Source organism: Ketobacter sp., assembly GCF_003671495.1.
Classification (GTDB): Bacteria; Pseudomonadota; Gammaproteobacteria; order Pseudomonadales; family Ketobacteraceae; genus Ketobacter.
The window spans coordinates 182745-197981 of the sequence record NZ_RCHN01000015.1; the positions used below are offsets into that span (position 1 = coordinate 182745).

Genomic DNA, 15237 nt, shown 5'->3' on the forward strand with positions numbered 1-15237 from the left:
CCAATATAACAACAATAATGCCTAATCACCTTAATGGCTAACTTAGCGCCATTCCGATTCCGGTGTTAACATTAACGTTGCCCTGAAAAAAAGAATTCACACCAGAGCACTCTCCGCCGGGAGCAAAGGACTATTCCATGAGTAAAGCCGACGATATCAAACGCAACTCCACCAAAATTTGGCTGGCAGGGCTGGGAGCCTATTCCATGGTGGAGGCGCAAGGTAGCGAGGCCTTTGAAGAACTGGTGAATAAAGGGCAAAACTTTGAGCGCATTAACCACACAAAAGAGATCGAAGTGGCACCGGATTCCCGTCTGGATGAACTGAAAGTCCGCGCCAACCAGACGATGGACCGGATCGAGCGTGCCTTTGACATGCGGGTTTCTTCCACCCTGGGGCGATTGGGCATCAGCCGCAAATCCGACCTGGACCTGCTCAACGATAAAATAGACCGCCTGGCCGCTGCCCTGGACAAGGTCACCGAAGCACTGCAGAACCAAGACCGCCAATCATGACCACCACCCTGCTGACCATCCTCGCCACCGCCCTGCTGAGCAGCCTGCTCACTCTCGGCATTGCCCATTATGTGTTTCAGAAGCGCTTCAAAAAACGCTATGAGGCCGGCCTGCAGGCGGCCATCGAACAGTTCAAGGCAGAAGTGGGACCGGAGATTGAGGCCCGGGTGAAGAAGGGTGTCATGGAAGGCATCAAATCCCTGCCTTCCCGCGAGATGCTGCGGGACACCACCCGCTCCATCGCCAAAACCGGCCTGGACATCATGGGCGACAGCCTGAAAATGGCCACCCGCCCGGCCCGCCCCCGCGGCACCGGTCGCCGGCCTCCGGGCACACCACTGGACGAGGATTAAGTCGGTTTCAACGCCCGCTGATCATGCGGGGAATCAGAATCACCATGGATAAAATCACCAGTACCAGGGTATCCATGGAAATGCCCTCCAGCTGAGGCACCTTCAAATACCCGTTATGGGCCAGGAAGGCCACCACCAGCAGACAAAAACCGATTACCGTACTAATGCGGTTGGCACGCCGATCCGCCGCCAGCTGGCGCTTGATGGATTCAATTTCGCGGATCTGTTGTTGTTGCAGCTCGCCCTGGGCCCGCACGGCCATCAATGTCTCATTGGCCAGTTGCGGCAGGTGTTCCAGGCGTACAATCCAGGCCGGGTCATTGTGCTTGAACGCATCAATCAACCCTGTCAGCCCCTCAAATTCCGGCAACCAGCTCTGCAGAACCTTCCTGGCCAGGCTCCAGATGCTGAATTCCAGGGCCACCTGCATCACGTCCTCCAGGAAATCCTGGTCACCACTGACCCTGACCCCTTCGGCCGCCATGAGATCTTCGGCGTAACTGCCCAGCACATACTGGCTCAGCAATGAAGTGGGCAGTGTGATGCGGGCATCCACCACCTCCTCATACTCCAAAAACAGCTGGATACCGTCTTCACAGACCGCCAGGTAAAACATCCAGTCCGGCGCGGTGGTTTTGATCCTCAGCACCCGCCCCACATGCTCCTGCAGGCGGGCCTGAGCCGCGGGTTCGTAGGACAGGGCCAGATTCACGGCCGCTTCCAGCACTTCCATCACCAGATAGCGAACCATGGATTCATCGTTTTCAGGGGCTAGGGACAAAGCAAATACCGACTATGGAGTTATTCTTCTATCGTACATCTGACCGACTGTACCACCTTCCCGAAGCACTGTGAATTTATCTCAAAATTCTCAAGATTTATTCAGTTAGCAAGGTATAATGGGCCGGTTTTTTTGGCCATTATGCCATTTATTTGACTTTTTTATATGGGCCGTTTGTTGCCAGTTTGTTGTCGGCTTAACAATAACTACAGAATGGGATTTCAGGCATAATCCGGGGCACTTTTCGATCCGATGCCTGTTTACACACAGTTAGGAACACCACTCGATGCTTGAGCTTTACAACGAGTTTGTAAATCACCCCGATTTCTGGAAGTACATCAGCATTCCCTTCGTGGCGGCGATCGTGGGCTGGTCTACCAACTGGCTGGCAATTCAGCTGACCTTCTACCCGGTCAATTTTTTCGGCATTCCCCCCTGGCTGGGGTGGCAGGGCATCATCCCCAAGCGGGGCAAGAAGATGGCCGGAATCGTGGTGGATAACACCCTCGACAAGATCAGCACCATGCAGGAGATCTTCGACGAGTTCGAGCCGGAAAAAATTGCGCACCACATCATCAAGGTAGCGGACTCCCGCATCGAAGAGCTCACCGACGACATCATGACCGAACGCAACGCGGTGCTCTGGGAGAACCTGCCCAATGTCCTGAAAAACCGGGCCTATGCCCGCGCCCGCCGCCAGATTCCCCAGATGATGGACAGCCTCATGGAGGACATGCACGCCAACATCGAAGATCTGGTGGACCCAAAAGCCCTGATCATCAAGAAACTTTCCGAAGACAAGAACATGCTGAACCGGGTGTTCTGGGAGTGCGGCGAAACGGAATTCAAGTTCGTCATCAACTCCGGTGCTTTCTTCGGCTTTCTGTTTGGCGTGATCCAGATGTTCGTCTGGTGGTACAACAAGGACTGGTACATTCTGCCCGCCTTCGGCCTGCTGGTGGGGCTGGCCACCAACTGGCTGGCGTTGAACCTGATCTTCCGCCCGCTCAACCCCACCAAGCTCACCCCCATCGGGCCCACGGTACAGGGGCTGTTCCTCAGCCGTCAGAATGCCGTTTCCGAGGTGTTCTGCCGCATTGTGACTGCTGAGATTCTCACCATCGGCCACATCATGAACGAGATCTTCCGCGGCCCCAAAGGGGATCGGGCCAAAGCCATGCTGAAGCGGCACATGCGTCCCATCATCGACGGCGGCATGGTGAAAACCGTGGCCCAACTCACCGTGGGGCCGGAAGGCTTTGTGGACCTGAAGCGCACCATCGAGGAAAAGACCATCGAAATGTCCCTGGCATCCTTCGACGATCCCATGTTCACCAAGGAGCGGGGCAAGGTGGTGGAAAAGATGTTCCGCACCCGGATGCAGGCCATGTCCTCGGAAGAGTTCCAGGACCTGCTGCGTCCCGCCTTTCAGGAGGATGAGTGGATTTTGATCACCATGGGTGGGGTGCTCGGCCTGATGGCGGGCTTTGCCCAGCTGTTCTTTATGTTCGCCTCCACCACCTGAAGGCCATTGTTCTTTTTGACATAAAAAAACTACAATGCAGCCAACGCAGACACTGAGAAATTTGTCCTACAATGCGTCGGCTTTTTCAGTATGATAAAAGCCCGGCTTGACCAGGCTATCAGCCTGCCTGCTGAGCCCAATACAATAACAATAGATAACAACAGGCATCCGATGCGCCGCGCCAGTCTACGCTGAAGGTACTTTGGTTTCATCACAGGTCAGGTCCCCTATGCAGTTGGCTCTCTCAATCCACCGTGCGCACACATTAGGAGAAGAGTCCATGACCCCTGGAGGTTTTGCGCCAGCATGAGTGCGCCATCTTCGGAAAACTTGATCAGCTACATCCCGGTTGTGCTGCCGTTGCTGATGGCCGCCGCAGGCTGGGGCGTGGTCAAGATGGCTCGATTTCTGGCGTTGTGGCCCCGTTTTTTCGTCGGCGTCCGCCCCATGCTGGGCTGGCAGGGTTATTTTCACGCCAACAGCCAGATGTATGTCAGCCACTGGTCCAAGGAGCTGTTCGAGAAAGTCTCCGGCCTGCAACAGATCTTCGAATTCCTGGGCCCCGAAAAGATCATCACCCACCAACTGAGCAACCTGCGGCCGCAGATCGACGGCATCATCGACGATGTGATGAATGAGGATAACGCCGTGATGTGGGAAAACCTGCCGGTGCTGGTCAAGAACCGGTTTTACCTGCGGGCCCACCGCCTGCTGCCACGCATCATCGACGACATTATTGAGGAGCTGGGAGACGGCCTGACCCGCATCCTGTCCTATCAACGCCTGCTGGAGCACGCAGAGAAGCAGAAACCGGGAACCCTGCGCCGGATCTATGACATCCTGAGCCGACGCACCTTCAATGGCATGGCCCATTTTTGCGCCCTGCTGGGATTCAGTCTGGGCTGCATTCAGTTACTGGTGGCCATGGTGCTGCAGATCAGCCACCTGGAGTACTGGGTCATCAGCAGCGCACTGACGGTGTTCTTTTTCTTCTGGATCTGTCAGCACTGGATACAGTACCCCTATCACCCGATCACACTGGGGCGCTGGGAAATCCGCAGCCCGGTTGCCAAGTTTCGCCCGCAGCAGGATCAGGAACTGGCCCAGTTACTGGCACAGGATGTGTTGTCGATCCAGAACCTGTTCAACACCCTGCTGAACGGCAGCCGCTCCCGCCGCACCCACAGCATCATCCGCAAACGGGTGGCCATTCTGGTGGAAGACATCAACGTCCGCACCTTCGTCCAGCTCACCGTGGGCCCCATTGGCTATCTGGAGCTGAAAAACACACTGACCGACAAACTCACTGACGCCATCATTGAACCGCTGGAAGATGATGCCTTCAACCGGGAACGAGCCACCCTGGTGCAACACCACTTACACCAGCAGCTGGGACTGATGCCGGACAGCCGCGTCTATACCCAGCTGAAACGCATCCTGGAGCCGCTGTCGATTATCGGCGGTATCGGCGGCTTTCTGCTGGGGGCGTTGTCTGGCTTGCTCCAGTGGCTGCTGCTGTACTTCTGAATACAACCCCACCCACGAGTGCACACTGTATGCCCAGGGCCTGTATAAGGGTCAAGGTGAACACCCTGACCGGTAAGCTCATGTCCCGCGCCTGATCAACCCAGGCACGAGTACAGCGCATCGATCAGCGCCCTGGGGCGGGGATCAATCAACACATAGGGCCCCATCTGGTTCATGGCATAGGCAAAACCCAGCTCTTGATCGGGGTCGCCAAATGCCAGGGAACCACCGGCCCCCGGGTGACCAAAGGCGTTGGGCCCGGGCCCGAACTCCGCTTCCAGGCTGCCTGGTTGTTGCAACATAAAGCCCGGACCAAAGCGGGTGTTGGTGAGCAAAACCGGATCGGGGCCCTGGCTTTCCTCTTGATAACAACGCTGCAGGGCCGCATCCTGCAGCACCCCTTCCCGGCAGCATAACTTGCCAAACAACGTCGCCAGAGCGGCGGCGGTGGAGTGCAAATTCGCCGAAGGGATTTCCGATCGGCGCCAGCCCTCGGTGTTCGCCCCGTTCATCACGCTCAAGGGATTCATCAACGCCCGGGCGGTCATTCCGGTAGGATTCTCCAGTACATGGTTGAACAGGCTCACCCGACCCGGTGCCGGCGGCTGGTTGGTTGCAATCAGATCCGCCAGGCGGGGCAACTCGGCGTCAGACATACCGAACCCCATATCCAGCCCTAAGGGGCCGGCTATCTCCTGCTGCAGGAAGCTTCCCACCGAGACACCCACAGCCCGCCGGAACACCTCGCCCACCAGCCAGCCGTAACTGATCATGTGATAACCATGACGGGTGCCCGGTTCCCACCAGGGCTCCTCCCGCGCCAGGGTGTCCGTCATGCGCTCCCAGTCGTAGAGCGCCTCGTCCGGTAACGGGGTTTTCATGGCCGGCTGGCCGGATTTATGATTCAGCAACCAACTCACCCGGGTGCGTTTCTTGCCGTTCACCCCATATTCCGGCCAGTAGTCCACCACAGGGCGCTCCAGCTCCAGCGCGCCCAGCTCCACTGCTTTCTGCACACAAATGGCGGTTACCGCCTTGCTCACGGAAAACACGTTGACCAGGGTGTCCTGCTGCCAGGGTTCCTCATTCTTGTTGCGACGGCCGGCCCAAAGGTCGACCACCAGCTCCCCTTGCCGGTAAACGGCGCAGGATGCCCCGATTTCACCGAACTGTTCGAACAGCCCGGAAAATGCCGCCCGCACGGGTTCATAGGAGGGGTTACAGTGGCCTTGTATCTCGATGGTTGTCATAAGGTTTCCGTTGCTGCCCGTGTTCTCAATTATGGTAGGATGGATAATTCAACAAAACCAAGAGGTTATTCAATGCAGAATCCACCGACCGGCCTCTTTTCCATTGCCTCCCTGCAACGCATTGCCTACTTGCTGGACGACCAGTTTCGAGTGCCCTTCACCCGCTATCGGCTGGGCTGGGACTTCATCCTGGGCCTGATTCCGGTGGCGGGGGACCTGCTAACCGCGGTTATGTCCCTTTTCATTCTCATTGCGGCCAGAAAATACCACATTAAAGGTAGCGTGATGTGGAAAATGCTGGGTAATATAGTGGTGGATTTTCTCATCGGATTGATCCCCGTGGTGGGGGACGTGCTGGATGCGGGCTATAAGTCCAATGCCATGAACGTCAAGCTGCTGCTGGCCGCCATCGAAGAGCAAAATCCAGGGCTGTTTCAACGCTAAACGTTGTGTATCAGCACCGCCCTCCGTAGTAACCGGGCAGACTGCCTTAATAACAAGAACAACGCAGAACAATAAAATAAACAGGCACGCAGGTTATGAAATCACCAAAACCATCATCCGCCATGGCCCCCGGCGGGGCAACGGGTCAGGTGCCACTGGAGACGGATGACGACGGGCTGTCTTCCCTGAAGGATCACCTGGCCAGCGACATGGAACGGCAAATCCAGACGCTGCATCACGAACTGCTGCTGGAGCTGGAGGACATAGTCAGGAAGCATGACAACCTACCCCAACAACAGAGCCTCAACACCCTGGGCAGCCTGATTCATACCATCACCGACAGCAAACTGCACAAGCTGAACCTGGAATTGCGCCAGCACATGACCGCGCGTCTGGACGCCCTGTTGCAGGATATGAAAGATGAGCAGAAGGCCTTTGAGGCCGGGATTCGTGAAGAGCTGGAACAACGGCTTAGGCCTGCGAACCTCTCACCGCGCAGAAACCCTACACTGGGTGCTGTTATTCGGGCCAACCTTCCAGCGCTGATGGTGGGCCTGGCCCTGGTGGTGATGCTGATTTCCTGGCCAGGCTGAGCAATTTAGAAGCCCTTCTCATCCCCACCACAAAACATTGGCGGCGGCTGCAAAGCTTTGTCATAGTTTACAATAATTTATATGAATGCCATGACGGGCAGAAACCGGATTTCCGTATATACTGGAAGGTATGCCCTTTTCCTCAATGCGTCTTTAAGAAGAAGTGCCCATGTCAATCAAACATGCATTGGTGGTAGATGATTCGAAGTCTGCCCGATTTTCCCTGAAAAAGTTATTGCAACAGCAGGACATCAAAACGGATTTTGCGGAATCTGCCGGCGACGCGCTGAATTACCTCTCCAGCAACACCCCGGATATTATTTTTATGGACCACCTGATGCCGGGGATGGACGGCTTCGAGGCCACCAAGGCCATCAAGTCCAACCCGGACACCCGGGACATACCGGTCATCATGTGCACCTCGAAAGAAGGCAGCGATTATGCCCAGCAGGCCATCGCCATCGGAGCCTACGCCATTTTACCGAAGCCTGCGCCCGCCGCGACCCTGACGGCCATTCTGAACCGGCTGGACCCCAACACGGCTGCCAAAGAGGAAGCCAAGGCAGCAGAAGCGAAGCCAACCCAATCCCAAAGCGTGGGGGTCAGCACGCGGGTGGTGGAGAACATGGTTCGCAAAGTGCTGGAGGACAAATTCGAAGCCTTCCAGAAATCATTGTCCGACACCATTCGCACCACCCTGCTGGAAGAAATGAAGCACGAGCTGGATCGCGCCAAATCGGATCTGCGTTCCGAATTCAACAACCGACTCGACAGCCAGTTGCGCGAGCAAGGCACCAGTATCAGTCAGCGGGTAGCCGGCGAACTTCTGGATAAGCGGTTTGAAGACGTCAGTGAGCGCCTGAATCAATTGGTAGACAGCAGCAAGAACACCATTGACCATGCTCTGGAAGCCACCCGTCGCCCCTCCGCAGAATTGATTGAAGAAGTGAAAAAGATCGCTCAGTTCACCTCGGCCGCCACCGCAGGAGAAGCTGCCAAAGAAGCTGCCGAAGACATCAGTCGGACAGTGGCACAGGATGTGGCTCAACAGGAACTGGGGGACTTGAAGTCCAGCATCAGTGAGCAGATGAGCGACGAGCTGAACGCCAAAATCACCACCGGAAAAATGTTGGGCCTGGCGGGCCTTCTGTGCGGCATTGTCGCGATCGTGTTGAGCCTGGTCTGAGGTTCCTTCTCACGCCACTGGAACCCAGGTTCGATATCACACAAAAAAAAGGCTGCAGTGGGCTGCAGCCTGTAACGAGGCAGTAAAAATTGATGGGTGTCGATTTTACTGCGCGAGAAAAAGATCAATGCAGGTGATTGCGGTCCCGGATAACCCCCACAAACAAACCTTCCACCACCAGCTCCTCTGGGGCCACCATGATTGGCTGGTAATCCGGGTTCTCCGGCATCAATGCCACCTGACCCGCTTCCAGTTTTAAGCGCTTCACAGTCACTTCGTTGTCCACCCGGGCCACGATAATTTTGCCCTCGCCAACGTTATCCGTTTTGCGCACGGCAATCAGGTCGCCATCCAGAATGCCAGCATCCTTCATGCTGTCACCGCGCACCCGCAACAGATAGGTGGGCCGCTCACGAAACAGGTTGAGGGGTAACGACAACTGACCCTGGTGATTTTCAATCGCTTCAATGGGCACGCCCGCTGCCACCGAACCCACCACCGGCAGGGTCACCCACTGCTCCATGGCCACCAGCCGCTCATCACCATCCCAGGCCACCAGGCTCCAGCGCTGCAGGTCATTCAGCAACGCCGCATCAAACAGGGGTGCGCCTTCCAACTCATCGCGATCTGGCCAGCGCCCCCGGGTTTCATTGAACTCCGCAATCCAATGCATCAGCTGCGCGTGGGAGAGAGACACATCAGAGAGCTGGACAACCGGAGCAGAGCGAGCATCAGTGCGGGAACGGGAACTGACCTGTGAAGCGGGTGTACCTGCAGATTTCATGTTGCTTTCTCCTCGACCCAGCGGGAACGTGTTTTAGGACTTTTCATGAATCATTTTTACTGTATACTTTTACAGTATAGCAACCCGGGTCATTTGGCAAAGATTTTTTTAGAAAAATACCCACGCCATGAATCGAAAAATCATACACATTGACTGCGACTGTTTTTACGCTGCAGTGGAAATGCGGGACGATCCCACCTTGCGGCACAGACCGTTGGCGGTGGGAGGTGACCCCGGCCGACGCGGTGTCATCTCCACCTGTAACTACGAAGCCCGGGAATACGGGGTGCATTCAGCCATGGCCTCTGCCCACGCCCGTCGCCTGTGTCCGGAGCTGGTGATACTGCCGCCGCGAATCAGCTATTACAAAGAGGTCTCCCAACAGATTCACCGCATTTTCCGCCTGTTCACAGAGACCATTGAGCCCCTCTCCCTGGATGAGGCCTACCTGGATGTCACGGATCAACCTCATTACCAGGGCAGTGCCACCCGCATGGCGGAAGCCATTCGCAAGCAGATCCGCGCTCAGGTCGGCATTACCGTGTCAGCCGGTGTGGCGCCCAATAAATTCCTGGCCAAAATCGCCAGCGACTGGAACAAACCGGATGGGCTCTGTGTTATTCCACCCCATAAAACCGACGATTTTATTCGCCAGTTACCCATCGAGAAACTGCACGGGGTGGGCAAAGTGACTGCACAGAAACTGCATAATCTGGGAATTCGCACCTGCGCCGACATTCGCGGCTACGATCGTTTTGGCTTCATCGACAAGGTGGGCAGTTTCGGCGAGCATCTGTACCGGCTGGCACACGGCATTGATGAGCGCCCGGTGCAGGCACGCTCCCTGCGCAAATCCCTGAGCGTGGAGCACACCTATCCTGACGACCTGCCGGATCTGGCCTCCTGCCAGGAGAAATTACCGGGATTGAAACAGCAGCTGGAGCAACGATTGGAGCGCAAACCCCAGCGCCAGGCCATCAAGAAGGCCTTTGTGAAATTAAAGTTCTCAGACTTCACCAGCACCACCATGGAATGCTGTGATGACAACCCGACTCTGGATACGTACCGAGGGCTGTTTGATCAGGCCTTCAAACGCAAGGACCTGGCGGTGCGCCTGCTGGGTGTTGGAGTGCGGTTCCAGGAACAGGATACCGCCCCCCACAATCAGATTGCCTTTGAATTCTAGGGGGGCTTGGGGCTACCCCTGATGCCGGTTCTCACTCAACCAGTTGCACAACAGCCTGTACATACGTGGGTCCTGCAGCAGGGTGATATGACCTACATCGTCCAGCATTTCCCGCCGCACCTGTGTATGTGAAAGTGGAAAATGCTCCCCCCCCATGGCACTGGCCTCGGGCACCAGGCCATCCCCCAGCCAACGCTGACCAGGCTCGTAAAATTTGCGTGCACCCAACAGCAGATGCTGACAGCCTTCGTAGATGGGCAACGGTTGTTGACGCTGGCTCGCATCCTGCGGCGGCGTCACGTTGGCGTAGCGCAAACTGCGAATCCCCAGACTGCGAATGTTGCCCAACGCCATCAACGGTCGCGCATAGGGCGTGACGCCCAGCAGTGAATTGGCCAGGTTGCCGATTTTTTCCATGGGGGCGCCATCGTGGGGAGACGCAAGATAGGCCGCATGAGTCAGCGCGGACAACCAGGTGCCCCGGGATTGGCTTGCCGCGTGGCAGGCGCTGCGGATAACCAGCCCCCCCATGCTGTGGCCAATCATGACCAACCGCTTGTCATGGGCAGGATTCCATTGCTGTGACAACAGTCGATCGAGCCGGTAACCGTTTTCCCAGATGGGCAAACCGGTGTTGTATCGCAACCAGGCCACCCCATAGCCCTGCTGGCGCAAGCCTGTTACAAAAGCTTGATGATCAGGCCCCTGCCAATCCCCTTCACTCAAGCATAAACCGTGTATGAACAGCACCACACCCTGCGCACTCTCCGCCTGGAGCCTGGACAGTTCCACGGCGCGCCCCTGCTCGTCCACGGTCTCCATGGGCAGCGCCAGGGGATGCTCCCACTCATTGAGTTTGTCGCCGAATACGCCGTTCATGGCACTGCGCACGCGATGCAACGGCTGCGATACCCTCTCTGTCGCCGGAACCCGGTCCAGTACCCGATGCAGTTGAGTGGCACTGCTCTCGAACAACATCTTGATCAACAGATAGGTCTTGGGTGCCCGCTGAATATCCGCCTGATGGGTATTATCCCAAGGCATGGGCGCATCACTCCAGGTATGGTGCATTTCACCCACTACCCTGGTGAGCTCGCCTCCGGAGCGCAATGCCAATGACAGCAATCCAAATAACCAATGCACAGGCGACAAGTGCGCACGGGCCTGGTCCCTGCTGGAATCCCCGATAGCCTCGAACTCAGACATGACACCACCTCAATTTAAGTTTACATGTGTACACTGTAATTGAGATTTTCAAGCCCCGCAAGAATATAAATCCCTGCCAAACCCCATTATGACTGGTGTAAAAAGCGTTTTATGAAGCTATTCAATCAGATACCCAATCAAAAAAATCGTGAACACATGAACACACAAAAGCCCATTTCAGGGCAGGCGGACGTTCTCTGCGCTTTTCACATTCCAAAAATAGGTTAAAGATGGCCGCCGCCCGAAAGTCACTTTCCCAATCCAACCGAAAGCCCTTTATGAATATATAAAATTAGAGCCAAATTGACCGCGAAGCTTAAAAACAGCCGCATAATCCCTATAATGTTCGAACGGGGAGCACAGCAGTTTTGTCCTGATCATGCCGGACTGTGGCGGGAATGAACCCTATCCGGGTTCGTTTGTAACGACTCAGCGACAGAGCATGACCAAGAAGATACATTTAAGCAGTAATAATTAACTCCCCTTCTCTCATATACTTATTGTTGAAATCCAAAAAACAAGAACAAGACCATGGATAGAGACACACCCATAATAGTGCCAGAATATATTTCGGCTTATCTGGAGTTTCCGGAACAACTCGGCCTGAAGCGCACGGAGCTGGCGCGGAAAGCCGGAGTGGACCTCGTCGCTCTGGCGGAAAATCCCAGACCTTTCACGCTGAACGAAATCCTGAAGTTGGTGGATGTGGGCATCCGCGAGCTGCAAATGCCCTACGGAGGCCTGGCCATCGGCCAGCAAATGCGGCTTACCTGTCACGGCATGGCCGGCGTGTCCGCCATGGCACAACAGACTTATGCGGACTGTCTGCAGGCGGCCTGCCGACTCTGTGAAAAAGCCTTTCCTCCTTTCTCCATGCAGTATTTTGAGACCGAGGACACGGTGGGCATTCGGGTGATCGAATGCATTTCGCTGGCGCCGTTCTCCCATTTTTTCATTGAATCCATCATGGTGAACTTCAAGAACATTCTGAAGTTCCTGTTGGGTAAAGAGTACGAACCTGAATACATCGCCTTTCCCTATCCCGCACCGGAATACGAAAAAATCTACAAGCGCTATTTCAATTGCAAGATCCGCTTCAATGCCGAGCACTGTGAGTTTGTTGTGGCAAAATCGCTGGCACGACGGGAACTGCTGTTGGCGAACCAGGGTATTGCGCGGATGGCAGAGCAGGATTTTCTGAAAACCGTGCCCCCCATCAATCTGAATTACCTGCCCAAGAAACTGCGACTGGTGCTGATTCAGAGCGTTGGGGCTTTTCCCTCCCTGGAAACGGCCGCCCGCAAACTGGGCATGAGCGGTCGCACCCTGCGCCGTCAATTGAACAGCCTGGGCACCAATTTCCAGAATGAACTGGATCTGCTGCGCCGGGAATTTGCCATTAACTATCTGACCAAAAGCGACAAGTGCATCACCGAAATCGCACTGATGCTGGGTTTTTGTGATTCATCCGCATTCAGCAAAGCATTCAAGAAATGGACTGGGGAATCGCCGCGGGAATTCAAAAAGAACTATGGCCAGATGGACAAGTTCCGCAAGCAGGCGTTTGAAAAAGAATGGAAGACAATGGAGCTGGACACGGAAGCCTGACGCCAGGCACCGGTGTCCAGCTTGCGCGTTAACGCCAGTTCTGCATCGCCAGCTCAGTGAACTCGGACTGGCGCAGGCCGGAGTTCATTTTCAGTGACAGCGACAACATCTTGGTGCTTTTGCCGGTCTGGATGTTCGCCATCACCACTTCTTTTGGGTTCCAGTATTGACCTTCAAACAACTCGTAGCCACTGGTTTGCATGGTTTTCAGGAGTTTGTTATCCCGGTCATAAAATTCCGCTTTGATCAGGCGGTAAAACTCGGTATCGATCCACATCCGGGTTTTACTGTAACTGGACTCGTCGGATTTGGGAAAGCGGTCCACCACATAACAACGTTGTGTTGCGCAGGGTTCCTCCTGCACCAGGTCAAACCGGTAGTCTCCGGTTTTCTGATCAGACAGATCTTCGAAGGTGAATTCACTGCCCCGGAAGGATGAGCCTTTGTTGGAGCTGGTGATCCGCTTGACCCGGCGCGAAGACGGCAGGTACAGGTATTGTTTGTCGCTGCTTCCCTGTGCCGAGACCGTCAGCAGAGAGATGCCTTTTTCCCGCTGTGGTGCCGTAAAAATCAACATGCTGTAACTGTCACCGCCGGCTTCTGTCATGGCTTTCATCAGCATCTCGCGCTCGGTGCTGTCGCCCGACTCATCCACCAGTAGCATCTTGACTTCGTGCACCAGATCCTTGAAGCCTTTGCCGTTCTGCTTGGCTTTTTCGATAATCTGTAGTCCCGTCATGGGTTCCGCCAGCAAGACATTGGCCAGACACAAACCAAGCACCAAGGAAATCGCTCTTAACATAAATCGCACCCTAGAAATGATAGAAAACATCAACCTGTATATAGCCATCCCGCTCAATCAGGTTCATTTTTTGGGAATTATCTGAAATCCTTAACAGATCAAACAGGATTTGAGGCACGTCGGTATAATCCTCCACATTGGTGAAATAGTCACCCTGCCCCGCCTGTATTTCTTCCAGTCGCTCCAGCATGATTTCATACTGCTTTTGACTGATGGTGGTGTTCTCAAACGCCTCGAGAACGGAGTCGATGAGTGCCTGTGGCAATGGGTAGTTACCCGCCTCCACATCATCTGCCAGCGCCTGGAACTGCGCGTAGTCCCGTGGGTCCAGCCTCGGCTCGTTGGCCATGAAGTACTGCCCTGTAATATTCATCGTCCAGCTGGCGCCAAAATTGTTGGTCCAGAACAGGTAGCCAAAGGCTTCACTGTACTTATAGTCGGCCACCACCCCAAGAATCAGGTTACTGTCACGGGCATCATTGAAGGCCAACCGGGCAGCCACCCCCACGTCATGATCGAACAGGGTAGCATAGATCTGGTCACGACTGTCCCAGATGGCCTCCACATACCAGCTCAGGTCAAAGTCGGACTGAAATACACCACCGAACGTGTATTCAAATCCCGCTACCACGGATTCAAACTGTTCGATGGAGCCGGTTTGATAGGTGGCTTCCAGTTTGAGCAGCACATCCTGCCACGGATAGACCATTTCCAAAGAGGTCTGGTTCACTTTCTCGTACACCGGAATCAGATAGGGGTCCGCGAAGTCATAATTAAAAATGAAATAGGGATCACGGGTCACCCCATAGAAATGGGATAACGCAATGTCCACGTCCGCCAGCCGGGTTTTCCACCGCGCTGCAAAATCCCAGCGCCCGGACTTGCCGCGATCGTACTCCTGGTGATCCGGGTCCACCAGTATGGGGTAGCGCATGCGGCCATCCTCACCGGGGAACCAGGCTGGGCGCACATCATACAAGCTGTACAATTCGATCAGGTCATCGCCCAGATAGAACGAGACCGCGGCCATTGGCTGTCCCAGTTTGCGCTGCAAGGGCAGCTCGGCACGGTCTTTCTGGTTGATCACATCGGTGATCTTGAACAACTCACTGACACCCCAGCTGGCCTGCCCAACCCCGGCCCGGAACTGAAAGTTGTCACCGTAGTGCAACCACAGAAACTCACGGGCATCCACGTAATTGCGCTCGTCGTCCACCGTATCACCCCGAGCGAACAAGCCAATCACCAGCTGGTCGTCATCGGTGAGGTTCTGGCTGTAGTTCAACTGCAACGCGGCGGCAGGATAAAGCTGCTCATCCACGTTCTCGCCAGTGTCGGGATAGTAGCGGGTTTGCCCATTGACCCAGCCGGAGAACTCGCCCATTTCGGCATGCAGATCGGAGCTGAAGGCCAACATCAGGATACCGCAACGAATCAACGCACGCGTGGGGGGGACTTTTATGAAAACCGAGCTAAC

At 55.3% G+C, this 15237-nt stretch carries 15 protein-coding genes; 9 read left to right on the forward strand and 6 right to left on the reverse strand.

What is annotated here, in order from left to right; all coding sequences use genetic code 11:
- Nucleotides 1-137: 137 nt before the first annotated feature.
- Both D9N14_RS07255 and D9N14_RS07260 read left to right on the forward strand, forming a co-directional pair.
- On the forward strand, nucleotides 138-515 hold the full coding sequence (locus tag D9N14_RS07255; RefSeq protein WP_290578529.1) for a phasin family protein: 378 nt from the start codon (nucleotides 138-140) through the stop codon (nucleotides 513-515).
- Complete coding sequence (locus D9N14_RS07260; RefSeq protein ID WP_290578531.1) at nucleotides 512-868, forward strand: hypothetical protein; 357 nt, start codon at nucleotides 512-514, stop codon at nucleotides 866-868. The genes D9N14_RS07255 and D9N14_RS07260 overlap by 4 nt, the downstream gene beginning before the upstream one ends.
- Before the next feature lie 7 nt (nucleotides 869-875).
- On the opposite strand, the gene D9N14_RS07265 is transcribed toward D9N14_RS07260, so the two are convergent.
- On the reverse strand, nucleotides 876-1649 hold the full coding sequence (locus D9N14_RS07265) for a DUF1418 family protein (protein ID WP_290578534.1): 774 nt from the start codon (nucleotides 1647-1649) through the stop codon (nucleotides 876-878).
- A gap of 286 nt (nucleotides 1650-1935) precedes the next feature.
- Here D9N14_RS07265 and D9N14_RS07270 point away from each other — a divergent pair, with 286 nt between their 5' ends.
- Together D9N14_RS07270 and D9N14_RS07275 are read left to right on the forward strand one after the other, a co-directional pair.
- Entirely contained in the window at nucleotides 1936-3174 is a 1239-nt protein-coding gene (locus D9N14_RS07270) for a DUF445 domain-containing protein (RefSeq protein WP_290578536.1), read from the forward strand.
- 306 nt (nucleotides 3175-3480) lie between these two features.
- On the forward strand, nucleotides 3481-4701 hold the full coding sequence (locus tag D9N14_RS07275; protein ID WP_290578538.1) for a hypothetical protein: 1221 nt from the start codon (nucleotides 3481-3483) through the stop codon (nucleotides 4699-4701).
- 95 nt (nucleotides 4702-4796) lie between these two features.
- On the opposite strand, the gene D9N14_RS07280 is transcribed toward D9N14_RS07275, so the two are convergent.
- Entirely contained in the window at nucleotides 4797-5951 is a 1155-nt protein-coding gene (locus D9N14_RS07280) for a serine hydrolase domain-containing protein (protein WP_290578540.1), read from the reverse strand.
- A gap of 72 nt (nucleotides 5952-6023) precedes the next feature.
- On the opposite strand from D9N14_RS07280, the gene D9N14_RS07285 reads away from it, so the two are divergent.
- From D9N14_RS07285 to D9N14_RS07295, 3 genes are all read left to right on the forward strand, one after another.
- Nucleotides 6024-6395, forward strand: coding sequence for a DUF4112 domain-containing protein (locus tag D9N14_RS07285; RefSeq protein ID WP_290578542.1), 372 nt, complete (start codon nucleotides 6024-6026; stop codon nucleotides 6393-6395).
- A gap of 95 nt (nucleotides 6396-6490) precedes the next feature.
- Nucleotides 6491-6988, forward strand: coding sequence for a hypothetical protein (locus D9N14_RS07290; protein ID WP_290578544.1), 498 nt, complete (start codon nucleotides 6491-6493; stop codon nucleotides 6986-6988).
- A 169-nt stretch (nucleotides 6989-7157) separates the two neighbouring features.
- Entirely contained in the window at nucleotides 7158-8174 is a 1017-nt protein-coding gene (locus tag D9N14_RS07295) for a response regulator (RefSeq protein WP_290578546.1), read from the forward strand.
- A 124-nt stretch (nucleotides 8175-8298) separates the two neighbouring features.
- On the opposite strand, the gene lexA is transcribed toward D9N14_RS07295, so the two are convergent.
- Complete coding sequence (gene lexA, locus D9N14_RS22675) at nucleotides 8299-8958, reverse strand: transcriptional repressor LexA (protein WP_317622585.1); 660 nt, start codon at nucleotides 8956-8958, stop codon at nucleotides 8299-8301.
- Between the two features lie 127 nt (nucleotides 8959-9085).
- Here lexA and dinB point away from each other — a divergent pair, with 127 nt between their 5' ends.
- The gene (gene dinB, locus D9N14_RS07305; protein ID WP_290578548.1) at nucleotides 9086-10144 is read left to right on the forward strand and encodes a DNA polymerase IV; all 1059 of its coding nucleotides are present in this window, start codon (nucleotides 9086-9088) and stop codon (nucleotides 10142-10144) included.
- 12 nt (nucleotides 10145-10156) lie between these two features.
- Here dinB and D9N14_RS07310 read toward each other — a convergent pair whose 3' ends face one another.
- Nucleotides 10157-11350 carry an esterase/lipase family protein gene (locus tag D9N14_RS07310; protein WP_290578551.1) on the reverse strand — a complete coding sequence of 398 codons (1194 nt, stop codon included), beginning with the start codon at nucleotides 11348-11350 and terminating at the stop codon, nucleotides 10157-10159.
- Nucleotides 11351-11881: 531 nt separating this feature from the next.
- Between D9N14_RS07310 and D9N14_RS07315 the strand changes: the two genes are divergently transcribed.
- Nucleotides 11882-12958, forward strand: a complete 1077-nt coding sequence (locus D9N14_RS07315; protein WP_290578553.1) for an AraC family transcriptional regulator — start codon at nucleotides 11882-11884, stop codon at nucleotides 12956-12958.
- Between the two features lie 28 nt (nucleotides 12959-12986).
- Here the strand turns inward: D9N14_RS07315 and D9N14_RS07320 are convergent, their stop codons facing one another.
- Nucleotides 12987-13760 (reverse strand): outer membrane lipoprotein-sorting protein, encoded by a 774-nt coding sequence (locus D9N14_RS07320; RefSeq protein ID WP_290578555.1) that lies wholly within the window; start codon nucleotides 13758-13760, stop codon nucleotides 12987-12989.
- Nucleotides 13761-13770: 10 nt separating this feature from the next.
- On the reverse strand, nucleotides 13771-15177 hold the full coding sequence (locus D9N14_RS07325) for a hypothetical protein (RefSeq protein WP_290578556.1): 1407 nt from the start codon (nucleotides 15175-15177) through the stop codon (nucleotides 13771-13773).
- Between the last annotated feature and the right edge of the window lie 60 nt (nucleotides 15178-15237).